Annotated in this window: 18 protein-coding genes and 1 pseudogene; 6 read left to right on the forward strand and 13 right to left on the reverse strand. The window is 55.8% G+C overall.

The annotated features are described in order from the left end of the window. From ACYX34_RS03580 to hpnR, 8 genes and pseudogenes are all read right to left on the reverse strand, one after another. Positions 1–1300, reverse strand: a pseudogene (locus ACYX34_RS03580) (hypothetical protein); the annotation flags it as partial. An 814-nt stretch (positions 1301–2114) separates the two neighbouring features. Then, positions 2115–2735: a peptide-methionine (S)-S-oxide reductase MsrA gene (gene msrA / locus ACYX34_RS03585; protein WP_462075189.1), complete on the reverse strand. Its 621-nt coding sequence runs from the start codon at positions 2733–2735 to the stop codon at positions 2115–2117. 132 nt (positions 2736–2867) lie between these two features. Beyond that, positions 2868–3410, reverse strand: coding sequence for an SLOG cluster 4 domain-containing protein (locus ACYX34_RS03590; protein ID WP_462075190.1), 543 nt, complete (start codon positions 3408–3410; stop codon positions 2868–2870). A 25-nt stretch (positions 3411–3435) separates the two neighbouring features. Then, on the reverse strand, positions 3436–5073 hold the full coding sequence (locus tag ACYX34_RS03595; RefSeq protein ID WP_462075191.1) for a tetratricopeptide repeat protein: 1638 nt from the start codon (positions 5071–5073) through the stop codon (positions 3436–3438). Between the two features lie 148 nt (positions 5074–5221). Beyond that, positions 5222–5890 carry a hypothetical protein gene (locus tag ACYX34_RS03600; protein WP_462075192.1) on the reverse strand — a complete coding sequence of 223 codons (669 nt, stop codon included), beginning with the start codon at positions 5888–5890 and terminating at the stop codon, positions 5222–5224. Between the two features lie 121 nt (positions 5891–6011). Further along, entirely contained in the window at positions 6012–7355 is a 1344-nt protein-coding gene (locus ACYX34_RS03605; RefSeq protein ID WP_462075193.1) for a TldD/PmbA family protein, read from the reverse strand. Beyond that, complete coding sequence (locus tag ACYX34_RS03610; RefSeq protein ID WP_462075194.1) at positions 7352–8809, reverse strand: TldD/PmbA family protein; 1458 nt, start codon at positions 8807–8809, stop codon at positions 7352–7354. Before ACYX34_RS03610 ends, ACYX34_RS03605 begins: the two co-directional genes overlap by 4 nt. A 253-nt stretch (positions 8810–9062) precedes the next feature. After that, positions 9063–10613, reverse strand: coding sequence for a hopanoid C-3 methylase HpnR (gene hpnR, locus ACYX34_RS03615; protein WP_462075195.1), 1551 nt, complete (start codon positions 10611–10613; stop codon positions 9063–9065). Between the two features lie 253 nt (positions 10614–10866). On the opposite strand from hpnR, the gene ACYX34_RS03620 reads away from it, so the two are divergent. The 3 genes from ACYX34_RS03620 to ACYX34_RS03630 all read left to right on the forward strand — a co-directional run bounded on the left by ACYX34_RS03620 (position 10867) and on the right by ACYX34_RS03630 (position 11984). Beyond that, a complete protein-coding gene (locus tag ACYX34_RS03620; RefSeq protein ID WP_462075276.1) occupies positions 10867–11214 on the forward strand; it encodes an ArsR family transcriptional regulator in 348 nt (115 codons plus the stop codon). Further along, positions 11211–11432, forward strand: coding sequence for a hypothetical protein (locus ACYX34_RS03625; protein ID WP_462075196.1), 222 nt, complete (start codon positions 11211–11213; stop codon positions 11430–11432). The genes ACYX34_RS03620 and ACYX34_RS03625 overlap by 4 nt, the downstream gene beginning before the upstream one ends. Positions 11433–11621: 189 nt before the next feature. Continuing rightward, positions 11622–11984 carry a PilZ domain-containing protein gene (locus tag ACYX34_RS03630; RefSeq protein WP_462075197.1) on the forward strand — a complete coding sequence of 121 codons (363 nt, stop codon included), beginning with the start codon at positions 11622–11624 and terminating at the stop codon, positions 11982–11984. A 26-nt stretch (positions 11985–12010) separates the two neighbouring features. Here ACYX34_RS03630 and ACYX34_RS03635 read toward each other — a convergent pair whose 3' ends face one another. The 4 genes from ACYX34_RS03635 to ettA all read right to left on the reverse strand — a co-directional run bounded on the left by ACYX34_RS03635 (position 12011) and on the right by ettA (position 19887). Further along, positions 12011–12844 (reverse strand): DUF1295 domain-containing protein, encoded by an 834-nt coding sequence (locus ACYX34_RS03635; protein ID WP_462075198.1) that lies wholly within the window; start codon positions 12842–12844, stop codon positions 12011–12013. 11 nt (positions 12845–12855) lie between these two features. Further along, the gene (locus ACYX34_RS03640; protein ID WP_462075199.1) at positions 12856–13737 is read right to left on the reverse strand and encodes an SDR family oxidoreductase; all 882 of its coding nucleotides are present in this window, start codon (positions 13735–13737) and stop codon (positions 12856–12858) included. A gap of 283 nt (positions 13738–14020) precedes the next feature. Continuing rightward, positions 14021–17713 (reverse strand): PAS domain-containing hybrid sensor histidine kinase/response regulator, encoded by a 3693-nt coding sequence (locus tag ACYX34_RS03645; RefSeq protein ID WP_462075200.1) that lies wholly within the window; start codon positions 17711–17713, stop codon positions 14021–14023. A 494-nt stretch (positions 17714–18207) separates the two neighbouring features. Then, entirely contained in the window at positions 18208–19887 is a 1680-nt protein-coding gene (gene ettA / locus ACYX34_RS03650; protein ID WP_462075201.1) for an energy-dependent translational throttle protein EttA, read from the reverse strand. Between the two features lie 168 nt (positions 19888–20055). Here ettA and ACYX34_RS03655 point away from each other — a divergent pair, with 168 nt between their 5' ends. Genes ACYX34_RS03655 through ACYX34_RS03665 form a run of 3 tightly spaced genes read left to right on the forward strand, consistent with a single transcriptional unit; the run spans position 20056 to position 25424 of the window. Further along, positions 20056–21015 carry a TIR domain-containing protein gene (locus tag ACYX34_RS03655; protein WP_462075202.1) on the forward strand — a complete coding sequence of 320 codons (960 nt, stop codon included), beginning with the start codon at positions 20056–20058 and terminating at the stop codon, positions 21013–21015. Beyond that, positions 21015–22322 carry a hypothetical protein gene (locus ACYX34_RS03660; RefSeq protein ID WP_462075203.1) on the forward strand — a complete coding sequence of 436 codons (1308 nt, stop codon included), beginning with the start codon at positions 21015–21017 and terminating at the stop codon, positions 22320–22322. Before ACYX34_RS03655 ends, ACYX34_RS03660 begins: the two co-directional genes overlap by 1 nt. A gap of 24 nt (positions 22323–22346) precedes the next feature. Then, entirely contained in the window at positions 22347–25424 is a 3078-nt protein-coding gene (locus ACYX34_RS03665; RefSeq protein WP_462075204.1) for a hypothetical protein, read from the forward strand. A gap of 60 nt (positions 25425–25484) precedes the next feature. Here ACYX34_RS03665 and ACYX34_RS03670 read toward each other — a convergent pair whose 3' ends face one another. Next, a complete protein-coding gene (locus ACYX34_RS03670; RefSeq protein ID WP_462075205.1) occupies positions 25485–25652 on the reverse strand; it encodes a hypothetical protein in 168 nt (55 codons plus the stop codon). Positions 25653–25891: the final 239 nt, after the last annotated feature.

A 25891-nucleotide genomic window follows, 5' to 3' on the forward strand; every position in this document is an offset into this window, starting at 1 on the left:
CAAAGATGTCCAGCCGGTTGTTGCCCCAGGCAGTCACGGCCGGTGGGCTCGTGAATACTCCCCCTAACCGTTCCCAGTCCAATACCGACGGCCGCCATGCGGTGCCGTCCCACGCTTTGTGATACATCGCCCCATCTGTTCCCAGTCCAAAGATGTCCAGCCGGTTGTTACCCCAGGCAGTCACGGCCGGTGGGCTCGTGAACACTCCCCCTAACCGTTCCCAGTCCAATACCGACGGCCGCCATGCGGTGCCGTCCCACGCTTTGTGATACATCGCCCCATCTGTTCCCAGTCCAAAGATGTCCAGCCGGTTGTTGCCCCAGGCAGCAACCCATCCACCGGCTGCTGTACCCATGTTGCCGCCGTTCGCTGCATGCATGCTGGCAAACAGGGTAATCTTACATCCCGTCGTATTAGGTAACGGTGAGCCTTCGTGAAACTGATCAGCGCACTGCTTGATTGCCCTAGCCGCATCAGCGCTTGCCTGGCTATAGGTGACCTGCCCAGGCAACATCCAGATTGGCGAGTCAGCTGAGTGGGGGTTCTTACTGTCCTGTGAGGGATTTGTGGCAATGATACCTAAGGTGCGAGCAGTACCAGTGCTGCTTACGTTGTTCACACCCAGGCGATGACAGCTGTTGCATATGTTGCCGCTCACTTCTACCTTGTAAGCTTTCCAATGAGCAAAATCGGATCCGACAAAAGAGTAAGGTTGGTTACGGTTGAAGGTGCTATCGCCAGCACCAGGTAGCTTATTAGGGCCTGTTATCTGCGCGAGATATGGCGACCGGATAATCGGTCCGTTGTCGTGACAACGGACACAGGGAAACGTGCTTGTCGCAATTTCCGTAGGCGTCATCCAAAAAGGAGGATTTCCAACTCCTTTGGATGGCGCCTTCACATTGCCGTTGTGACTTTTATTTAGCGCCCCCTGATAAAAACAGGTGGCGCCGTTAGCCTTATTGTGCTGGATAACTGCTATGTCCCCATACTGCCCAGGAGGGTCCCCAGTTTTTCGGGCGTGTGCCACCACGTAGGATTCTGGAGTGTTGACCAACACCTGAAATCGGCTGCCAGGGTCGCAATTTCCGTTGAGAACATTTGGCCGATCACAGGTGCCATTGGGATAGGTTGCATTAGCTGGCGTGAGATGGGTCGTTGGCACCAGCGTCCCCACATCGGCATCAAAATCAGGAACCGTGACACCGGTCGCCTGATCACATTGCTGGGCAAAAGATTCAAGCGTGTCTGCGCCATGCGCCGAAGTTGATCCGGCAACAAGCATTCCCAATATCAGCATTCTAAGGCAAAGCATTTTTAACCACCTCCTGTTTCTGTGGAAGATACAACCGCACAAGCTCAGCAATAACTGAACTGTTCGTAGAAACAGGGCAGAATACCCTGCGCTGCCACAACTCATGAAGTATACGTAACGCATGAATCATGCCCGGTAAATTAGCACCCTCCTTGTTCACCTCTAACCATCATGAATTATTTACAAATTTTATAGAATCCGTTTAACTGTGATCTTCTAGTAAAACCACCTCGTTACTGGCTCTGGATCTATTTTGATACGCCTGTGTATCGAAACAGATTCAGAACCTCACAGAACCCGCCCAACTTTGAATTCCAAAGAAGGATTAAAAGGCGAGATTGATTCTAAGCAAATCCGGAGTGCGCCAAAGGTTCTGATTCTCCAGGAGTAACACTCAATGACAAGAACTACCTTTAAACGATGCTATTCCTCCCGCATGATTCGCGCGTCTGGCACAGCTATCCAATCTCTCAACTTTCTGGTTTCTGGTTGAGCAGCACTCAGACTGTTCAAGCACTAGTGCATCAAACCATTGGTATCAAGACTGAACCGGAGGTGGTTTAGAGAAGGATTAGAGACGAGTTTTGGGCTACGGGTTTGGAGCGTTACTGAAGACTGTGTTGTTCGTTTGGCCAAGGGAGGAGGATTCCTGAGCACCCTGCTTCACTTCCTGCAAAAAGTTCCAACGGCCTGACAGCTCTGGACTCAGCGCAAACCCCGTGCGTCATGATGCAATCATCCGCCGCTCTGCACGCAGGCCTTGCAAACCGTCGTCCTGCTTGGCGCAGGTTGCTGATCGCTACGGCTTCCCCCACAGAGCTTCCAACCGGTTGGCTCGTCCGCATCCATATTTGTAGTACTTATATCGGAGCGGATTCTTCTTGTAGTAATCCTGGTGATAGTCTTCGGCGGGATAGAAGGTCGATGCAGAGGTCAGCTGCGTCGCGATTGGTACCGGAAATTTCTTGGCCTGCTCAAGTGCAGTTTTGGATTCTTCCGCTAGTCGCTTTTCGTCCTCGGTGGAATAGAAGATGGCGGATCGGTACTGGGTTCCATGATCGCAAAACTGCGCGTTGGGTGTCAGCGGATCCACATTGTGCCAAAAGGCATCGAGGAGCTTTTGATACATGACTCTTGTGGGGTCATAGGTGACTTCCACCGACTCCGCATGGCCTGTGCGTCCGGCGGACACTTCCTCATAGGTCGGGTTGACCATGGTGCCACCCATATACCCGGAGACCACGCTGACCACCCCTTCCACCTTTTCAAACGCTTCCTCCATACACCAGAAACATCCACCGGCAAAATACGCCTTGGCGCTTGGGGATGTACCTGACGTTTCGACAAGTGGGACGTTTGCCAGAATTGTCCATACCATGAGACCGATTGCCAGAGCCAGGAACCGCCGTTGAGTTATCATGTTGATATCCTCCTTCCTCATCGTCGTTGCAGAGGCTCCATTCTTACATCATCCGACGATGTACTTTGTGAGATCGCTGTCGCATCACCTGTTTCGCGAAAGAGCCAAAGTACGCATTCACCGGTTACCCTGCTAGACCGGCGAGTATCCGTATGTTTTCTGTTCCGTACGGTGCCCTCGTCGTTGCCGCTTATCCATCAGCTTCATGATGAGTTCGATTGCTTCCTCGGGTGTCGCTGCCGCATTGACTAAACGCTTGTCGAGTTTTCTGAAGAAAGCCACGTCCGCCTCCGAGGCAGCGACCAGAATGACGGGCTTCCCCGCCTTGACGGCCAATGCCACTTCCGAGACCGTGCCCGACCCGCTCAATCCACACACCACTACGACATGGCTGCTCAATACGTTGATGTTGTTCCGACCGCTCCCCATTTCGGTGATGATGGACACATCGACATGGCGAGACACTTTATCCTTCGCCGTCGGCAAGACACCGATGGTCAGACTACCCCCAACCCGTTTGGCGCCTTCACAGGCGGCATCCATGACGCCCACGTCTTTTCCTCCCGTCAGCACTACCCAGCCACGCCTGGCGATAAACTCGCCAAGGATTCGCGCATTGTCGAGATCCTTCTTCGGTGCCTTGGCTGGTCCCATCACTCCAACGACAAATCGCATGCCTGCCTCCACAGCATCACCACTCTCAAAATCGAGACGCGATCAGATTCACGTCTGCATGGACCCATGCCCGCTTCCATTGCTTCTCAACCTCGTTCGCGTCACGGTCTTTCCGTTGAGCGCGAAGGCTCTGCATCAACCCGTACTGCGCCCATCCGTTGTGTGGATTCTTGATCAGATCGGCTCGGTAGACTGATTCGGCTTCGTGAGCTCGTCCCGCCTTCTGCAAGACGACTCCTAGATAGTGGCGCACTGGAATGGGCCAGAACGGTGGTTCCGTGTAGGGCAGTGCGTCTTCCAGTTTGATGGCCTCTCGAAGGGCTGTGATTGCCTCGTCATAGTGCTTGTGATGCGTGGCAATCTCCCCGGCAAGCAGTCGCTCGGCAATCTGAATGAGTGCCCGTTCCGTTTGTTCTTCGGCTGTCCTGTTTCGGACAAATCGTTTTGCCAGCGTCGCCAATGCGGCATGCTCTCCTTCAGCTCCAGGCACCCGGCCGGATGCAATCAATGCCATGCCTCGTCCCAATCGCCAGATCGCCTGTTTCAGTCGAAGGGTGTTCGGTGGAGGCAGTTCCTTCAGCAGCGCTTCCCACTGTCCAAAGCGGATCATCGACCACAGCGGCACAGGCAGGTACAATTCCTTCGATGGATCGTGCCGTACCTGCGTTTCCGTCATCGTCACCGTTAATTGTCGGGCGACCTTCATGGCTTCAGCGCTTCGTCCCTCCATCACTAAAGAAGCCCAGAGAAAATGGAGGTTGTGCCGGTAATACCCCTCAGCATCGTCGCCGGCAGAGGGTCTCTCTGCCAAATAGCGCCTGTCGATTTCGGCAGCCTGTGCATTATGTTCTGCGGCTTCATGATAGCGACCGAGTCGCATATGGATATGCGCCGGCATATGGACGAGATGTGCAGCTCCAGGCACCAACCCAGGTAACCGCTCCGCACAAGCCAAGGCTCGCTCTGGAGTCGGTGATGCTTCCATGGCATGGATGTAGTAGTGGCAGGCCCCAGGATGATTCGGCTCTCGTGCAAGAACCGCCTCCAACGTTGAGACAATTTCCTCTGTCCCGAACTTCGGCTTTCCATTGACGGTCCAGAGATCCCAGGGGTGAAGGTCCATGAGGGCTTCTGCAAATAAGACTCCGGCATCGAGATCGTCAGGGGATTGTTTCCAGACGACTCGCATCGCATCCGCATAGGCTTTATCCATGACCGGTCTGGTGGATCCCTTCAGACTGTAGCGCTTGCCGATTGCATAGATATAGGCTTGTTCGGCTCGGGTCACTTGCGCACTGTAGGACCGGGCCTTCTGCAGGGCCTCCCAGGCCCGGCGCTCATCGGCCTTGTCCATGGCCGCATTAATGTTGGGCCCGAGCGCCAGTGCGATGCCCCAATAGGCCATTGCAGCGGAAGGATCCAGTCTGGCTGCTTCCTCAAACGCGCGGATCGCCTCCTCATGATTAAAGGCGTACACAAACCGCAACCCTTGGTCAAAATATCGTTGGGCTTCCTTGGAACGGATGGTGATCGGATGATGCAAGGTCCCGAGATTGTCGAAGAGGGGAACTCGACTCACAACGCGCTCAGCCGCCTCAGCTGAACTCGGGACCAACAGACTGAGACAGAACACAGCCCACAAGCAGACTTGAACGGTAATCATTGAAAGATTCTTAGCAGACGAGGTAGGCACCTGACTAGAGGATGAGGAGACCATAGACGTCACCTCTCCCTCACAGAGAACTGAGGTCGTATTCGTTTCAGAAAAATGGCGTAAGGAAACCGGACAGGTAACCCGTTAAAGCTTAGCGCTATACGTTAAGCGACGGGCCTTCAGTTTCCTGATGGGGAAAGGGGTGTTCATTTCCCTGGGGATGATTCTGCACTTCAGTGACAGGCGGCTTCTTTCGGCTAACACGGTTTCGTTTCACCGTTGCAGCCGCTGTCCCATTCGATGTGGTTGAAAACTCTCCGGTTTCAAGTTCTTTCCCGAGATGAACAAGAACCTGCTGTTGAGCGCTCACCAGTGAGGTCAGCTCTTGAATGTGCGACGTCAGCCGAGCAATTTCATCCTGTTGTCCAACCAAGCAGGCTCGAAGGTCTGCAACTTCTGCTGACTGAACAGGAGTGGCATTTTTGAGAATGGTGACGTTTGGTGCCAACGAAGTGGCTGCCACCTGGGTGTGTTCTTCGACCACGTTCATCCGTCCCACCCCATAACCACCAAAACCTTCACGCCTGTCCATCCGTTCCTTCGTATGATCCGGAAGCGCAAGCGGCTTTCTGACTCGAGCAGAGGTCTCCCCCACATAGCGCGTTACATGTGCAAAGAAATTACGGACTTTCTGGGCACAGAGAGCCCCCGCCTGCAGCAAAACCTGGCCGTATGCTGGGGGAACGGGCCGAGCCTCATCGATCTGCTTTTGTGACGGGATACGATTGATCAGGTTGATTGGTTCTTTATTGAATCGCGGGGGCATGGAGCGGATCCCTTCATTTGGACCTAGTCACTTACAATTAATGTACCTACTCCTCACGGCGTCAAGAGTCAACCTTTTTATTCGGCAGCGGCATAAACATATTCGTATTCATTACTGTTTTTTAAAACTTGGTCACACTAGAAAAATGAAACCGCGGCAAAACCATGGCAGGGACGAGCATCTTTCCAATCTCTGCATTCACCGCTTCCATCGGATGCGTCCAGGCCTCAATCCGCTGAAATGCCGCAAGCGGGCTGTCATGAAAGCGGAAATTCTTCACGGCGGACACGATCTCCCCCTTCTCCACCAGGAATGTGCCATCGCGTGTCATACCAGTGAGTAATAAGTTTCGAGCATTGACGGGCCGGATATACCAAAAATTCGTGACCAGAATCGCCCGTTCCGTGTTCTTCACAAGGTCCTGAATCGAGGCAACAGGGAGTCCCTCTACAGACAAGGCTGGGGCGTCCAGTGTGGGGATGGGGTCCACTCCATCAGCGTTAGCCGTAAACCGGTCATAGGCTAGCTGCCGTAGAGTTCCGTGATCGATCCACACCGATGCACCGCTTGCGAGCCCCTCGGCGGTAAATCCCTCTCCCAATAGGTCGGGATGATCCGGCATATTCCGGAGGCGGATCCGTTCGTCCACGACGAGACCACCCAGTTTCCCTGCAAAGGGACTGGTCCCCTTTGCATAGGATTTGGCATCGAGTGCCCAGATCAGCCAAGCCCAAAGTCCAGCTGCAGCAGCCGGCTCAAGAATGACGGGATAGTCCCCAGCAGACAGTTCCTGCACGTCACGGCCAGACTTGGCTTTTCTAATGGCGGCTAACGTCCGCTCTTGGACCCTAAGGTGATCGATCGACCGATGCGCAGCTGCACTCCAGCCTGTTGCGTCTCCGGCTTGTACAGTCAGACTAAATCGTGCCTCTCCCCGATGCTCATAGCCGAAGAGACCATTGTCAGCAGCAATTCCAACCGCCGTCATCGATGACGACACGATCCCCGCCGCCATAAGATTCTCCATTCGGCACTGGCCGATCGCTTCATTGGCATACTCCAGACGTCGAGATGGTCCCGCTGCCACCGTCTCTGATCTTGCAGTGTCTCGCACCGGAAACTCATACGGTGGAGGAGGAGGGAGATACTCAGGGTCGACCGGAGAGACTCTGGCAATCCGCTCGGCACGCGCTAAGGTGTCCTGGATCGCTCCGGCCGTAAAATCCGTCGTACTGGCCGTTCCATGCCGCCCATCGCATGCAACGCTAACGGATAGTATCCCCTGTCTCGTGTCCACATTTTGTACAACCTGATTGTTGGCGAACCGGGTCGTTCCGGCATGATGGTCATGAAGGCTGACCATCGTCTGATCGGCGGACGAACGTGTGAAGACCAGATTGCTGAGAAAACGAAACTCATCGCGACTCGTCATGTGTGGCCACGACTTCCCACTCACGCTGGTCATGAGTGACCCTCTCCTCTGATCACCTGCACCTGTCGAAACCTTGCCGTTGAAGCGGCATGGGTCATCCAGCCAGACTGGCCTGGCTGCCCTTTTCCACAGGTAATGAATCCATACCGGCGACGAGCCGATCGATCAGCCACACCATCGCAGCTGTTCCAGAACTCCGGCGTGATGCCATGGTAGATCACGTCTCGCACCATATGAGTCCGCTTGCCGTTTTCAATCAGCCAAAATGCATCGCCGCCAAACTGGAAGTTATACCGCCGCTGATCGATGCTGTAAGACCCATGCCCTTCGATATAGATCCCGCGTTTCACATCTGCGATCAGCTGATCGACTGTCGCCGACCCCGGTTCGAGCCCGATATTGGCGACGCGGACAATCGGAACACTCCCCCACCCATCAGCGCGGTTTGACCCACGTGAACGGGTCGCGCCAATCTTCGGTGCAACTTCCCGATTGGTACAGTAGCCGACGAACAGCCCCTCACGCACGATGTCCCACTTCTGACATTGGACCCCATCGTCGTCATAGCCAGTGGCCGCGAGCGTGTCCGGTTCGGTGTTATCGGCCACGAGGTTCACATGGTGAGAGCCATAGTAAAAGTGTCCCAACTTCTCCGTCGTGAGAAAGCTGGTGCCGGCATAATTGGCTTCGTACCCGAGCGCACGGTCAAGTTCGCTCGGATGGCCGCATGATTCATGAATCGTCAGCGACAGATGTTCTGGATCGAGTACGAGATCAAACAGACCCGCATTCACCACTGGTGCCTTGACCTTGTCAATGGCTTGATCAGCGACACGAGAAACCTCCCGCAGAAGATCAGCTTCTTCGATCAGCTCGTAGCCTTTCCTGAGATGTGGCGTACTGAAGCTGCGCGACGCAAACCGACCTTCATGCAGTGCAGTTGCGGTACAGTCACCTTGTGCGGCCAGCAGATCGAATTCCAAGCGTGATCCTTCCGTCGACACAAACAATTTCCTGTCTCGACGCGCCCACAAGCTTGCACGGCTTCGTGCGACCTCCTTTCGTCGATGGAGAGTTTCCATCACGTTCAGCAACAAGTCTGTTTTGTTTTTGAGCGGAACGCGGAAGGGGTCGATGCGGCAAGGCGTAACCACACGATCGTGATGAACCGGTTCCGGAGCTAATCGGACTTTCTCAAGCGCGACGGAGGCAGATCCCTTGGCGATTTCAGTGGCCAGGTCGGCGACCCTCGGCACTTCCTCCAGCGACAGAATCGAACTTGCCGCGAATCCCCAGGCTCCGTGATAGAGCACGCGCACCCCAAAGCCGATGTCCCGAACATCGTTGATCGAAGCGATCCTGCGGTCTTCGCCCTCAATATGCTCGGTGATGCTGTCTTGAATGCGAATGTCGCTATACTCCGCGCCTGAGGCGACAATACGTTTCAACGCAAGCTCGGCGAATTCATCCCAGGTCGGAGAGCTCATGGCGATCACTCTCGAATTGAATGAAGGGATGGATCAGTATAACAGGGCGACGGAGAGAAGGGTGAGTCGAGGTTTATGACCTAATTTGGGAACGCCGTCTAAGGAGTCCAGTGATGTCCGTCGAGATGTCCCCTCGCACAATCTGAAGGATACAAACTCTTTTGCCGCACGTGGCCCACCAGAGTGTGGCTCCCTTGCTGGGCCAGCCGATGAATAGCGACGATCCTCAGCCTCGGCCAAGGAAGCAAGAGAACTAGATACTCGTCCCCGTCCGAGTCGCCTCCACAAACTGTTCGCTCGACTCGTCGAGGGCGCGCCCCCGTCGTCCCTTGGCCGGCAGAATAAAGAGCTGCTTGGCATCGAGATTCTTCATTTCTTGTGGAGCTGACGGAAGCGTCATCTCGTAGGTCGGTCGGCGCTGGTGATCAGCGATCTGGAGTTTGGGATTGTAGACGCTGTTGAACTTCCACAGCATCTTGATGAAGTTAGTCTGCCCACGCATCAAATGTCCGGCTGCGATCTTCGCCGTCCCCTTGAGCGCGGCCCAGCCGAGATGTTTCTTGTTCAAGACCTGTTGTGTCTTGACAAGTTCTTCATAAAACTCCGGCAGCGGCATTTTCGTCGGCAGCACGGCATGTTGAATGTCGAACAGCCGGTAATCTCTCGTCTGGAACTTGCGTGATTCGGTATGCCAGCTTTCGGTGCCGGGATAGGGTGTGTTCACGCTGATGTTCACGATTTCCGGGATCTCCAAGCACCATTGCCGAACGGTCTCGAACCGTTGCCGATCCCAGTCCGGATCCGCGATCAAATTGATGGCGACGGTAATGCCGAGCGATCGAGCAAACTCCAGCGCTTCAAAGTTTCGGCCCAGTGAGATACGCTTACGGTGCATCTTGAGGCCCTCTTCATCAATGGCCTCAACGCCCAAGAACATGTACTGGAGCCCGAGCTTTTTCCAAAACTGAAAGACTTCTTTATTGCGCAGCAAGACGTCGCCACGCGTTTCCATGTAGTACTGTTTCTTGATTCCGCGACGAGCGACGGCTTCGCCGATCTCCATGCCCTGCTTGGCTTGAATAAAGGCCACATCGTCTACCAGAAAGATACCCGGTTCCTGAACCTGTTCGAGCTCTTCCACCGCCCTTTCGGTGCTGACCGTTCGATAGCTGCGCCCATAAAACGTCCAGGCGCTGCAGAATGAACAATCCCACGGACAGCCTCGTGCAAATTCGACGGAGGCACAGGGATCCAGCACGCCGATGAAATACTTGTGCCGGTTCCGGAGCAGATCACGCGCAGGTCGGACACTGTCCAAATTTTCGATGAACTGGGCTGGTGGTCCCTCTCCATCCAGGGTCACTACACCGGGAACTTTGGTGATCGCCTTGCGGTCGTGCTCCACCGCTTCGAGCAACTTGGGGGCCGCCACTTCGCCTTCGCCCTTCAGCACACAATCGAGCGCACCGTTGGCATGCTCCAAAAAGTCCCTCGCCACAAATGAGGCACTATGCCCCCCAACGAAGACAAAGGCATTCGGCAACAGGCTCTTGGTCAGTTTCACGAGATCGACGATCTCTGGGACATTCGCCAGATAGTTGCAGCCAAACGCCACTGCATCCGGCTTCCAGCTGGTGATGAGTGCCTCGTAGTCTTTCCAGGTATCCGCCTGCAGATCGATCAGACGAACGTCATGCCCCGCTTGGCGACAGGCCTGCGCGACCATCTCGAGGCCGAGCGGCTCCAGGCGGAGATAAATCTTCGTGTACATCAGCGGACCGGGATGGACTGCGAGGAACTTCATGGTCCCCAACCTCCTCGTCTATAGCACGCTAGGCCTGGCACAACCGTTCGTGAATACGAAGGACTGATCAGGCCCACTTGGTTACTGGTGATGTGATAGTCGATGCGGGGACGGATTCTGACAGAATGCACGCAGCGGTGCAACCCTTAAGTGCGCAAGACTTAAGATGATTCATATGAAACTCCCTCGACTCGTCTGGCTTTTCTTTGATCAAGTGCTTACCATGCCCGCCATGCTGCCTTCCGAACGAACCATGCGCCAGCGGATCATTGAACTCCTGGCTGACTCTCGGATGACGACCTCTCAACTCGCCCGATCCCTAGGCATCCCCGAGCGGCAGGTGGAGGAACACCTAGCTCATGTGGTAAAAACTGTCCTTCGAGACAGGTCACGGCGATTTCTCCGTGAACCGTCCAGCTGCCTGGACTGTAGATTTATGTTTCGCGATCGTACACGCCTGACACGACCAAGCCGTTGCCCACACTGTCGCAGTGAAGGGATTACTCCCGCACGCTACCATATTGAATCACTCGTATCTGGCACGACGCATGACAGCCCGATGGCGTCACGCCGAAGCGATAATGGGAAAGGATATTTATGAAGACAGCGCGCTTCGTCCTCTGTGCCCTCTGCATCACCGTGTTATTCGGCTGTTCCGACAAGGCAAAGGAACTGTTGGAGACTGCCGCGTTCGAGGAAAGCCAAAGCAATTTTCCACACGCACTGGAGATCTACCAAGAACTGGCTCGCGCCTATCCTGAAAGTAGAGAAGGGGAAATTGCGCGTGCCCGGATTGCCGATCTAAAGTCTAGGCAATAGGCACTGGAGTGCTGCAGCAAGGGCTTCACGTCCTCCTTCTCTCTATAGAGATTGCCTAGAGCTGGGCTCTGTATCCTACTTTTGCCCCCTCCCTCCCCCTCTTTCGTTGCATGGCATGTTTCGCCTCATCCTCTAAGGTTGTCAGAGGGCAATGATGAGATAGGGCTGAACCAAATCAGGGGGGAGAACATGAAGACCTATACAGTTCGCAAGAAGTTACGGACTTCCGCTCGATGCCAGCTCTGCTACTTCTGTGACGGATCCCTCACCACCGGGATCGTATGGGATCTATCAGAAGGAGGCTGGCGCGCGGCTGGAGAACGTCCCGTTCATGCTGGAACTGAATCGACCGTCTATATGACCATTCTTGAAGGAGACCAGCCGCATAACATCCTCATCGATGCCGCTGTTGTACGCTGGTCGGATGGTCAAATTGCAGGTTGGGAAATCCTCCGGATTGATGAAGCGAACCGAACCCGGTTGACCCACTTCGTCGAAAAGCTCAGATCGGCCAGCCCAACAGAGGAAATCTTGACGGGCTCACGCTCTTGATCCAGCCATATTGGCCTGGCCTCCGCTTAGGACTGAGTAGCGCTATCGGGTGTCGGACGAGGGAACCATGGGAAAAAGACATTGGTCGTCGCCTGATAGGCTTTATACTCCTCTCCACGAGTGGAGAGGGCTTCCCGTTCCGCTCGTGGAATACCGGTGACTCTGAACAATAACCACCCCATGCCGATGGGGCCTACCCAGGTAAACAACCAGCCAGGAGCTCCCAGGGTCATCACCACATAGGAACACCAGTGCAGCCAGTCAAAGAAGTAATTCGGATGCCGTGAATAACGCCAGAGCCCTTCCCGGCAGACACGCCCCTGATTCCTTGGATCGGCCCGGAAATAGGCAAGCTGCCGATCAGCCTTCGCCTCCCAGGACACCGCCAGCCCCCAGATCAACAGTCCGAGCATTTCCACGATCGATGACGGAATTCGTGGGTTCCACAACACCACGAGAAACGGAAGGGAAAATACCGCCACAGACACCGCCTTCCATTGGAAATAGACGAACATATTGACCGACTCGGAATCACCCCATTCCTTCCGCAAACGACGATAGCGATTATCCTCTGGTTGCCCGGTTATGCGTTGCGAATAAATGTGGTGCCCCAGTCGCCCAGCATACATCAGCACCAGCATTGCCGTGAGCAGGATACGTTCAATGCCCACGGAGGCTTGCGTGATATACAAGAGCACCGAGGCAATCAGGCCCACACACCACCCTACATCCCCGATTGCGGCATTTTTGGTCTTCCGTTGCACGAACCACAGAATCACCATCAGGACCGCCACTGTGATATAGGCGATCACGACCAGCGACAGCGGATCCGCTTCACCCAGCCCATCTTGAGTTCCCATATTCCTACCCTTTATGCCAAGGTTGATTCATAATCCCACAGGTCGCCCTCTTGCTGCATCCGGTCCTGTAACCACTCACGGAAGCCCGGAATGGGAAACGACAGGAGCGCCTGGATCTTCTCACAATTCAAGGACAGATCTGGTGGTCGCGGCGCACCCGTATGATCGGTGGATGCCCCTTCAATGAGATGCCCCTGCAGCTCAGGATACCAGGCCAGCAGTGCCTGACCAATTTCCCACCGAGATAGTCGATCTCGACCACCTAAGTGATAGAGACCCGAGGCCTCTCGATTCACTAATTCCCAGACCGCCCTCGCAATCACCCCAGCCGGCAAGGGGCATCGGAACTCGTCGCCATAGAGCGTCATGGTTTTGCCACTCTTGGCCACCCGACTCATATCTTCGACAAAACTCCGATCACCATTCAGCGAGGTGCCCGCCGTCAGCACAATGCGCACCACTGTATGTCTTGGATTCTGCAGCACTCGCTGTTCAGCTTCAAGCTTGGTTTGACCATAGACATTGATCGGATTGGGGTCATCCGTCTCTCGATACCACCCAGCCCGTCCATCAAAGACTTCGCCGCTCGACAGGAAGACAAAGGGGATCTTCTCGGAGCGGCAAGCGAGATGCGCCGTGGCTTCGACATTGATGCGTCGGGCCTGCTGCGGATCGCTTTCACAATCCTTTGTTCGGCTCAACGCCGCACAATGAATGACCACGCTTGGGTTGAGGGCCTGCCAGACCTGCTCGACAGCTCCCTGGTCTGTCAGATCTAGATCAGCCCGGCTAAGGCTACGCACCTCCCACCCGGGAACCCATCGAGTGGCACTCCTGACAACGTACTGTCCGATCAACCCCGCTGCTCCGGTAATCACGGCACACCGTGTCATGGCAACTCTCTCGTAAGACCCTGCACGGCTTGGAAGAGCATCTCGTCAGACGTTCCAATGAATCAATCATGGACCACACATTCGACACTTCGCCATCGTAACCCACTGCCAGGTTCGATTTGAAGGGAGAATCTGCACCGCCTCTGAGACCACTTGGAGAAGGTATGATGACCAGCAGCTACGATATGGATGGCAGAATGCTCTAACCGCTGGCGAGCTTGTGCCTCTGGTAGAGAAATCAGGCGAGGGGAGGATGTCGTTGCTGCCTGTATTCGTTCTCTGATTATGCGGCCTTCGATGTGACGTCCTTGGTGACTTGGACCGGCCCCAGCCAGCGAATGAGGACCGCTTCGAGAGCCTTCTTGATCACTGGCTTGCTCAGGAAGTCATCCATCCCTGAAGCCAAACACCGATCACGATCCTCCTGCATCGCATTGGCGGTCATCGCGATGACGGGAAGACGGGACAGATCGTTGCCAGCTCGGCACTGACACTCTTCCTGACCGCGGATAGCCCTTGTCGCTTCAAGCCCGTCCATCTCAGGCATCTGGCAATCCATAAATACCAATGCATAGGGAATGCGAGCGATGGATTCGACCGCTTCACGTCCATTGGCTGCCACATTGACCCGATACCCGAGTTTTTCAAGCATGTTCGCCGCCACCTTTTGATTGACCGGATTGTCATCAACAACCAAGATCACAGGCTTGGTTCGTGTCTGCGCTTCCGAAAGGCTATGCCGAGTAATGATCGAAGTGGCCTGCTGAGTAGTCGGAGCGCCAGCCTCCGAAACACTTCCCAACACAACGCTGAGGCATTCGTATAACAGTGTCTGCCGGATGGGTTTCGTGAGGTAGGCAGCGATACCGGCATGCTGAGCCTTTCTGGCATCGCCGCGCTGACCGACCGATGTCAAAAGAACGAGGCGTGTCGCACTGATCCGAGGGTCCGATTTGATTTGTCGAGCCAATTCCAGCCCATCCATATTGGGCATCTGCATATCCAAGATCGCCAAATCAGGAAGACTCTGCCGACCAGCCGCGTGACGCAAACGCTCCAGAGCTTGAAACCCATCCGCCGCACTTTCACAAATCACACCTTGTTTGTGGAGACTCTGCTCAAGTACCTGCCGATTCGTAAGATGATCATCCACAATCAACACTCGACGGCCTCGTAGGGCCGTGTGCGGCAATACAGCTGCGTACGCCTCTTCCGCTCGTAGGGGGAAAGTCCCCGTGAACCAAAAGACACTCCCTTCTCCAACCTTACTGCGGACCCCGATCCTCCCTCCCATCATCCCAACGAGCTGCCTACAGATGGCAAGACCCAACCCAGTCCCACCGTACTTTCTTGTGTTCGAACCGTCGGCTTGCGTGAACGGTTGAAACAACTTTGTCTGCTGCTCCGGGGCGATGCCGACTCCGGTATCCGACACTTCAAACCGCAATGTCCGGTACGATGAATCCGAACGAGCCGCGGTCCCCTCGTCAGGCTCTAGGCTCACCGTCACCACGACCTCGCCCTGCTCCGTAAATTTGACGGCATTCCCGATCAAATTCACCAAGATCTGACGGAGGCGACCAGGATCGCCTCGGAGAGTCGTCGGTACGCCGACATGCACCAGACTGGTTAGTTCAAGCCCCTTGGCATAGGCCGGTTCTCCGAGCAGACCGATAGCATCCTCCACGGTGGTGTAAAGATCGAAGTTGAGATCTTCCAAATCAAGCTTTCCAGCCTCAATTTTTGAGAAATCGAGAATTTCGTTGATAATACCCAGTAAATGCTCGCCGGATACGCGTACAACTTCGGCATATTCACGTTGTTGTGTATTCAACGGAGTATCGAGCAGCAATCCGGTCATCCCAATCACGCCGTTCATCGGGGTCCTGATTTCATGGCTCATCGTCGCCAGAAACTCCGCCTTGATTTTGACGGCCTCAAGGGCTTTATCTCTGGCTACCGCCAGCTCCTTATTTTTCCGTTCGAGCTCCTGTGCCGCTTGTGCCAATCTTGCCTCCGACAACTTGCGCTCCGTAATATCGGTCATCGCGCCCATCATGCGAACAGGACGACCCTGCGCATCCCACGCCACCACTTTCCCGCGCATCGCGAACCATTTCCACTCACCAGAGCGGTGGCGGACACGATGTTCGACCATATACCCAGCACTTTCCCCTTCCAGATGGCGGTTCAGGGCCTGTTCGACCCATGCACGATCGTCCTGATGAATGCGATTTTTCCAATCGAACATATTGTTCAATGGGATCTCCTGATCCTCAAGACCCAAAAGGCGAACCCAACTGGGACTGTAGTAGGCCTGCTTCGTCGATAAATTCCAGTCCCACAGTCCATCGGTGGCAACATCGAGTGTGAGCCGGAGGCGGGTCTCACTAGTTTGGAGCGCTTCTTCAGCCTGCTTGCGGGCGGTGATGTCGGTATGCGAACCGAGGAGACGAACACATCGCCCATCCGGTTCTGTGACGAAGGTAGCCCGTGCCTCGATCCAACGGTAGGAACCGTCCTTGTGTTGAAGTCGGAAGTCCTGTCGATAGTCCCCTTCTGGGTGGACGAGATAGGCCTGTACATAGGCGATCGCCCTGGCATGGTCGTCGGGGTGAAGTCGATGCTCCCAGGTGTCAAATGTGTCCGGAAGCTCTGTTTCTTCGTACCCAAGCTGCCGCTTCCACTCTCGCGAGAATCGAACCTCATGGGTCTCCGTGTTCCAATCCCACAATCCGGTATTGGATGCATCAAGGGCCTGGCGGAGTTTCTCCTCGGAGGACCGCAGTAATACCTCCGTTCGTTTGCGCTCGGTGACGACCTCCGTAAACATGATGAGGCCGCCGATGGCACCCGTGGTCTCCTGCCAAGGACGCACCTCCCATCGGAGCCAGTCTTCGGAGCCGTCTGCGCGAACGAACCGATCTTCTTCACAGCGTTCCACGGCCCCGCCCAAACAGCGCCGATGGATTGCTTGCCATTCTTCCATTAATCGAATTTCCGGGAACACGTCGTAGTGGTGTTTGCCGATGAGATTCCAGTTGCCAAGTCGGTAGTCCTGCAACCACCGACGGCTGACAGCGAGATATCGGAGATCCTTGTCCAGCATTGCGACCGCTGCGGGCGTATGCTCGACAAAGGATTTGAGTAAGTCACGGCTTCGAGCCAGTGTCTCTTCGGCCTGCTTGCGGGCGGTAATATCATGAGTAATGGCAAGATGCTCTGTGTGACCTGTGACCGGATTCATGAACGGGACTGCGTAGGTTTCCATCCATCGTCTCGTTCCCTGGAATCCTTGAATCTCGAACTCAAGCGTTCGCGACGCTCCCTTGATCACCGCTTGGTGCATTTCGATGAATGAAGCCCGGTGCTCGGGTACGACCAGATCGAAGACAGAGCATCCGATCGCCTCTTCCTCCTTATCCGCCTCGATCATGTGCAGTCCGATCGGATTCATGTGCAGCAGGGCCCCGTCCGACGCAACGCGCTTGATACACCCAGGTCCCGTCTTCAGCATTAGTGAGAGAAGCACTTCCCGTTTGAGTCGCTCTTCTTCCTCTCGCTTGCGCTCGGTAACGTCCGTATAGGTGCCGAGGATGCGGAAGGGTGCACCATCGTGAGTCCGCGAAAAGATCTTTCCTCGTGCGACAATCCATTTATATGACCCATCCTTGCACCGCATGCGGTAGTCAGTGGCGCACATAGGACTCTCGCCTCGGACCAGATGATGCATAGCGGCCAGGACTTTCGAACGATCGTCCGAATGGATCAGAGAACACCACTCATCGAAATGCTTTTCAACGTCACCCTGCGGATAACCGAACAGATCCATCCACCCGCCCGAGAAGGTGATCCTGTTCGTGGTGACATCCCAATCCCATAGGCCGACGCCGCTCCCTTCCAAGGCGAACGCCCAGGGCTCGGCGCTGGGAGGTCTCCCCCATGAGTCAGCTTCGTCAGCGCGCCAATCAGTCATGAGAGCACCATATACGGGGGAAGGGGGGGGACGCACACGTTGAATGGGATAGGTTCTTCACGGGAAGGGGGGAAAGGCGGGAACGGTATCGATTCCTGAACGAACCTGCGGTCATGCGTCGCTCCGTGGAATCACCTGCCTGACGATGCTGAGCCGAACTGGCCCACACCGATCGGCAGAGACCTGAGCCGCATAGAACCGGTCCCAATACCATCGCCTGTCATTGAAGACTCGATGGTGCTCTTCTCTGCGCGCTGTTCATATCGGCATGATCATTAAAGAACTTGAATGGATTGGAGCCAGGCTCTGATAGTTTTCCTCCTTATCCTCCGATCGCTTCTGTCTTCTCATTCTAACGGATAAGAGCAGATACGTTAGGCGTCAACGGTAGATGACATGACGGTATACGGTGAGGCAATGGACCCGCTGGTGCAGGCTCCCCGATGAACCCGGCAGCAGGCCGGAGCGCGCCCTGACGGCCGAGGTGCACACGATTACCGCGTGAGTTTGCGGTATCGAATCCGATGCGGCTGATCGGCATCTTTGCCCAAGCGTTTCTTCCGGTCCGCTTCGTATTCGCTATAGTTCCCTTCGAACCACACGACTTTGCTGTCACCTTCAAAGGCCAGGATGTGCGTGGCGATGCGGTCGAGGAACCACCGGTCGTGGCTGCTGATCACGGCGCAGCCGGCGAAACTTTCGAGCCCTTCTTCAAGCGCACGTAACGTATTCACATCAAGATCGTTCGTCGGCTCGTCGAGGATAATCAGATTCGCACCTTCCTTGAGCATCCGTGCGAGATGAACGCGATTGCGCTCGCCCCCCGACAGATCCTTCACTTTCTTTTGTTGATCCGTCCCGGCAAAGTTGAACCGGGCACAATACCCGCGGGCATTCACTTCCGCTTTGCCGAGCGTGATCGTCTCTTGTCCATCGGAAATAATCTCGTACACCGACTTGTTCCCATCCAGACTGCGATCCTGATCGACGTAGCCGAGCTTCACCGTCTCGCCAACCTTGATCGTGCCGGCATCCGGCTTCTCCTTGCCGATGATCATCTTGAACATCGTGGTTTTTCCCGCACCGTTGGGACCAACCACGCCCACAATGCCGCCTTTCGGCAAGCTGAAATTCACATTTTCATACAGCACTTTGTCACCGAAGCTCTTGCCGATTCCATTCGCTTCCACAACGACGTCACCCAAACGAGGCCCCGGCGGAATATAGATCTCCAGATCTTCCGCCACCTGCTCCTGCTTTTGATTGACGAGTTCCTCGTAACGGCTCAACCGCGCTTTACCCTTGGACTGCCGGGCCTTCGGCGACATGCGGATCCATTCCAATTCATGTTCCAGCGTCTTCTTCCGCTTCGACTCGGCCTTTTCCTCTTTCTCCAACCGATCCTTCTTCTGCTCCAACCAGGAGCTGTAGTTGCCCTGGAAGGGAATCCCATGGCCTCGGTCCAACTCCAAAATCCAGCCAGCCACATTGTCCAAAAAGTACCGGTCGTGCGTCACCGCGATGACCGTACCCCTATACTGTTGCAGGTGCTGCTCAAGCCACTGAACCGATTCAGCATCGAGATGGTTCGTCGGCTCGTCGAGCAAGAGAATATCCGGTTCTTGAATCATCAGGCGACAGAGCGCGACTCGGCGTTTTTCTCCGCCAGAGAGCGTCCCAACCTTCTGATCGGCTGGCGGACAGCGCAAGGCGTCCATTGCGATATCGAGCTGGTTCTCCAGTTCCCAGCCGTTCGCCGCCTCGATCTTTTCTTGCAGCTGCGCCTGTTTGTCGAGCAGCTTTTCCATCGTATCGGGATCAGCAGATCCAATCTGGTTGCTCACGTCCTCGTATTCCTTCATCAAGGCGACCAGTTCGTGCTTCCCCTCTTCCACCACCTCCTTGACCGTCTTGTTCGGATCGAGCTGCGGTTCCTGTTCGAGCAAACCTACGCTGTAGCCTTTGGATCTCGTAATCTCGCCCGTGTAGTTCGGATCCACACCTGCGATGATCTTCAACAGCGAACTCTTCCCCGAACCGTTCAAGCCAAGCACGCCGATCTTGGCACCGTAATAGAAACCCAGATAGATCTCCCGCAGCACCTGCCGCTTCGGCGGATAGACCTTCCCCACATTGACGAGTGAAAAAATCACCTGCTTATCGTTCGTGGCCATGAGCGCTACCTTCCCCCCTACTCGGTGTTCTGGTGGTCCTAAATGAAGAGCGCACCATACCAGACAAGGCTTTTGATCACAACTGAACCGGCCTTCATACTGCCTTGAGAGGCAGGGAACTTTGCGATATGGTACCCTGCCATTTCCTACGTAGGAGGCCTCCTTCGAATGCCCAGCGTCTTTCTCAGCTACTCACGCGCAGACCTACCGTTGATCGAGCAACTGGAGGCCCGCCTTCGCGCGTCGTCGTCCGAGATTTCTATCTGGCGTGACCAGGAGAAGATCTATGGCGGGCAGAAATGGCCGAAGGTGTTGGGCGAGGCCATTGCGGATCAGGATGTCTTTCTGCTCGCCTGGTCGAAGCACGCGACCGCATCCCATTTCGTCGAGCTGGAATGGAATACCGCTATCGCGCTCAAGAAGACCATCATCCCCTGCCTACTTGATGGCACGCCCCTGGCTCCCTCGCTCAGAGCGTTTCATGGCTATCCAGTGCGGGATGTCGATGGGCTAGCCACCTCGTTGGCAACTGCGTCGCTGGCTGACCAAAGCAGACGAACGCCCGTCATTCACAAACTGAATGACATCACGGCGACGGAAGGGAACGCTGTGCTCACACAGGCCAAGGCCGTTTTCGCGCAGCAACAATGGACCATTCAAGGAAACGTCTACCAGGCTGCGGGCGATATCCACATCCACCATGAGCCGTCCACGCCAGCCGGAACAGTGAAAGTCAAACCGCTTGTCGAGAAATGGCAGGCTTGGGCGGGATTGGCTGTGGCTGTTCTCACTGCAGCGACGCTCCTCGCAGATCTTCCAGCGAAGTGGAGCGGGTCACCTCCCTTACCTGTGCCTTTAGAGCAACCACATGTGCCCTTCGAGCAACAGCTCTCAGGAACTGTACTGGACGAAGCAACCGGGGAACCTCTACAGGGCGTCGTCATCTCTCTGCCGGATTTCGACATGAAGAAAACGACCGAATCAAATGGACACTTTCAGTTTCGGGTCACGAAGGAAAAACAAGCTCGGATCAAATTCGCAGCCCAGAAGAACGGCTACAAGAGTTACACAAACTACGCCACCCTGGGGAATACGGATCTCCGTTTCCCCATGGAGAAGGGGGAATAATGCGTACAAGGACCTCCTTGATTGTGCTCGTCCTGATGCTTCTGATGTCGGGAGGATTCGCGCGTGCAGAGAACTGGTTGCAGGGCCAAGTCCTGGAACAGTACGGCGACACGAAAAGACCGGCAACCGGTGCCCAGGTTTGGATCGTGAATGTCGGCAATCCTTATCTGACGCAATCGGACGGAGGCTATCGTGTGCTGGTACCCGATGCCATTCGAATCGGACAAACTATCGCGCTGTACGTCAAACGGAAGGGGTGGGCGATTGCTACACCCCTGGCCGGAAAAGTACAGCTCTCCTCTGAGCTCACGAGCGACATTGTCCTCGCGCCCGAGGCCTCTCCGGAATTTCTTTCACCGGCACAGGTTGACAAGCTCCTAGAGAGCCTGCCGGAGAAGCTCAAGAAACAGGTCACACTGAAAGGCAAGGACGGTGAGGTTGACTCAGTGCAGGTGGTGAAGGAATATGCGGCCACCCACGGACTGCCGGAACAAGAGGTCAGAGCCAAGGTCGAAGCGTTGGTCAGGCAATACGAGCAATCGGGTGACCGAGGGAAACAGTGCCTCGCCGCCATCTATCACAAGCACCTCAAACAAGCCGCTACGTGCCGCCAGGAAAACACGATCAGCAAGCTGGACCTGCTCAACCGGAAAAGCCAGGAGGTTGAAACTCTGTCCCGTTCGCTCCAGAAAAGCGACGCACCTCGAGAACCTAGTGTTGCAGGTAGATTCCTGGCGGCCATCCGAGGGCAGGCCGAATCCCAACCCGTTCTCTGGACCGACTCACGACGCAATCGATCGGGGTTGTTCCTTGCCGGTGAGCCCCCGACCAAGATCGCCGATCCCACTCAATTGGAAGAGGCCAGGCGCCAGCTCATCCAGCTCACGGAAGATGTCGTGGAGGATTTCCGGCTCGCGGGACATGCGTATTACGCGAATTACGAGTTTGATCAGGCGTTGGCGGCCTATCAGGAGGGCCTGCGGCATGTGCCCAAACAAGAGATGCCGACCCTCTGGGCCACCCTCATGATCGACATCGGCAACACGCAGCGACAGATCGCCGTTCGGTCGGAGGAGGCAGCCCTTCATCAGAATCTCCGTGCCGCAGCCGTGGCCTTACGAGATGCCTGTACCGTGTACTCGAAGAAGGATTTTCCGGAGTTGTGGGCCAAGATCCAGAACAACTTGGGCAACGCGCTCCAGGAAGACGCCGAGCGCACCAGCGGACCGGAGGGGGCGAAGCTCCTCCGCGAGGCCGACGAAGCCTATCGGAAAGCCCAATCGGTCTCTCCGATGCAGACGCCGTAAGAGACAACGAGGAAACTCTCGAAAATGTACGTGATACACATCGTACGCTTCATCACCTTGCTCGTCTTCATGGTCACGACTCTGGAAGGGCTCGCGCAAGCTGAGAACTGGCTACAGGGGCAAATACTTGAGAATCACGGTGACACGAAGAAACCGGCAGCCGGCGCGCAGGTCTGGATCGTGAACGTCGGCAATCCCTATCTGACGCAGGTGGATGGAGGCTATCGTGTGCTGGTGCCCGATGCATACCGGATCGGACAAACCATCGTGCTCTATGTCAAGCGCAGGGGGTGGGCGATTGCCACGCCGGTCGGTGGAAAAGTGGAGCTGAAGAAAGATTTCACAAGCGACATCGTCCTCTCGCCGGAAGCGTCTTCGGAATTTCTGTCCCCTGCACAGCTCGACAAGCTCTTGGAGAGCTTACCAGACAAGCTGAAAGGCCAGATCAAACCTGATGGCAAAGAGGGAAGCGCAGATCCGGCACAAGTGGTGAAAGACTATGCGAGCGAACATGGACTGCCCGAGGGAGAGGTGAACGCAAAGGTTGCCGCCCTCGTGAAGCAATACGAGCAATCGAGCGACTTGGGCAAGCAATGCCTTGCCGCGATCTATCGAAAGGATTTGAAACAGGCGGCGACACGATGCGAGCAGAATGCGACCGGCAAGGTGGAGTTGCTCAAGAAGAAGCGTCAGGAGGTTGAGACCCTATCCAAGGGCCATTTAAGAAGTGACTGTCCCGTTGAACCCTCGTTTGTATATGTGTCAGACAAAGTGATTCGCGTGACCAACTCTGGCAAGCGATTCCAACCCAACACCGAGACACGAGAGAGTCGCGTCCCACGCTTTGTGGTATCGCCCACTGGCAAACCTACCCCAGAACAATTAGATGAGGCGAAGCGCCAACTCCTCAAGCTCACCGAGGAAGTAGTGGCGGAATTCAAAGCCACCGGTGATACCTATTACGCCAACTACCAATTCGACAAGGCACTTGTCTCATACAAAGAAGGCTTCAGTTATGTCGAGATGAAAGACCTTCCGACCCTCTGGGCAGACATGCAATGGCTGATTGGCGTGGCGAATTGGCAAATAGGCATCAGAACAAAAGACGCTGCCATTCAGGAGCATTTGGCAGAAGCGGTGAATAGATATGGTGCGGCGCAAACTATCTATACAAAGACGGAGTTTCCCAAAGCCTGGGCTGAAATCGAGAACGCCCTGGGCGCTGCACTGAATGGCCAAGGCACCCGCACCGGCGGCGAGGCCGGTACGCAGCTCCTTGCCCAGGCTGTCGCGGCCTATCACGAGGCCCTCACGGTCTACACGAAAGAGGCGCTCCCGCAAGACTGGGCCATGACCCAGAACAACCTCGGTGGCGTGCTGCAGGAGCAAGGCACGCGCGCCAGTGGCGAGGCCGGCATGCAGCTCCTCGCCCAGGCCGTCGCGGCCTATCGGGCCGCCTTGACCGTCTACACCAAAGACCAGCTGCCCCAAGACTGGGCCATGACCCAGAATAATCTCGGCGTCGTGCTGCGCGACCAAGGCAGCCGCACCGGCGGCGAGGCCGGCACACAGCTCCTCGCCCAAGCCGTCGCGGCCTATCGAGCCGCCTTGACCGTCCGCACAAAAGACACGCTCCCGCAGCAGTGGGCCGGGACCCAGATGAACCTCGGCGTCGTGCTGAAGGAGCAAGGCACGCACATCAGCGGCGAGGCCGGCATGCAGCTCCTCGCCCAAGCCGTCGCGGCCTATCAAGCCGCCTTGACCGTCTACACCAAAGACCAGCTGCCCCAAGACTGGGCCAAGACCCAGAACAATCTCGGCATTGTGCTGCGCAACCAAGGCAGCCGCACCGACGGCGAGGCCGGTACGCAGCTCCTTGGCCAGGCCGTCGTGGCCTATCAAGCCGCCTTGACCGTCCGCACCAAAGACCAGCTGCCCCAAGACTGGGCCATGACCCAGAACAATCTCGGCATTGTGCTGCGCAACCAAGGGGTCAGGGCCAGCGGAACGGATAGCACGCACCTCCTCCAAGCAGCCGAGGCCGCCTATCGCGAGACCCTCACGGTCTACACGAAAGACGCGCTCCCGCAGGACTGGGCCATGATTCAGAACAACCTCGGCCTCGTACTGAGCGACCAAGGGCGGCGGGCGACCGGGGCCGACAGCATGCGGTTGCTTCAAGCGGCTGAGGCCGCCTACCGCCAGGCCTTGACCGTCCGCACAAGAGACCAGCTGCCCCAAGACTGGACCAGGACCCAGAACAATCTCGGCATTGTGCTGCACAACCAAGGGGTCAGGGCCAGCGGAACGGATAGCACGCACCTCCTCCAAGCAGCCGAGGCCGCCTATCGCGAGACCCTCACGGTCTACACGAAAGACGCGCTCCCGCAGGACTGGGCCATGATTCAGAACAACCTCGGCCTCGTACTGAGCGACCAAGGGCGGCGGGCGACCGGGGCCGACAGCATGCGGTTGCTTCAAGCGGCTGAGGCCGCCTACCGCCAGGCCTTGACGGTCTACACGAAAGCGTTGCTCCCCCAAGATTGGGCCAGAACCCAGATGAATCTCGGCACCGTGCTCAGCGACCAAGGGGTCCGGGTCAGCGGAATGGACAGTACGCGCCTCCTCCAGGCAGCCGAGGCCGCGTTACTCGAGACCTTCACGGTCTACACAAAGGAACAGTTTCCACAAGCCTGGATCGATACTTCCGGCAGTCTCACAGAAACTTTGTTCCTTAGTAGCCAATTCGCCAAGACACGCGATCACCTCGCGATGTTACTAGACCACCCAGATCTGGGACCTTCAAATGGTATCGCCTTACTTGCCATTGGAATTTCGAATTCAGTGGCTCTTGGAACCGTCGAGCGAACACAGACAGAGTTGGCAAGGACCTTGTCCCTACTCTCTCAACAAGGCTCGGATTTCTTTTTGACGTGGGACTTCAGCTCAATCATTACCTTCATCGACAAGAATCCGATCTTTGCCAAGCACCGCCGATGGCTCATTGAGCTGATCAAGTCATTTGAGAACGGGCAGCGGGATGAAATATTAACTGCTGTCCAAACCGCGAGAGCGGCTTTTCGAAAGGCTACGAAACCCTAGGCGGAAGGCTTGATTGCCTGGCGCTTTCTTGCCTGGGTTAGGATGCAGTTGATCTCTTTACTAGATCCCCAGCTCTTCCGACCACCGCACTTCAGATTCGTCGAGAAGCTCTTCCAAACAAGTAAAGCAGGAGAAGGGAAATCGATCGACGGGGATCGCGCAGACTTCTCCGACCGGCGACTCTTCCAGTGCCGGACCGCCACACTCTTTGTGAATCAAGACGAGCATCGGATGTCTCTCACCCCTTGGCCCAATAGTATCATGATCCGGGTTTACTGAGCCGCTGTTCGCACTGTGGTCAGGCTTTCCTGATTCGCGACACCATATCGCACATCTTTTCTCATTATAGCGATCACTTTTGCACCTTGCACGTCATCACTGAAGGAAGAAGAAATCAGAAATAAGTGATTGGCCGGCGACGCGACTTTTGGTACAGTGCTGGGCCGAATTGTCGGTAGAATCCTGGT

The organism is Nitrospira sp. CMX1 (assembly GCF_054902215.1).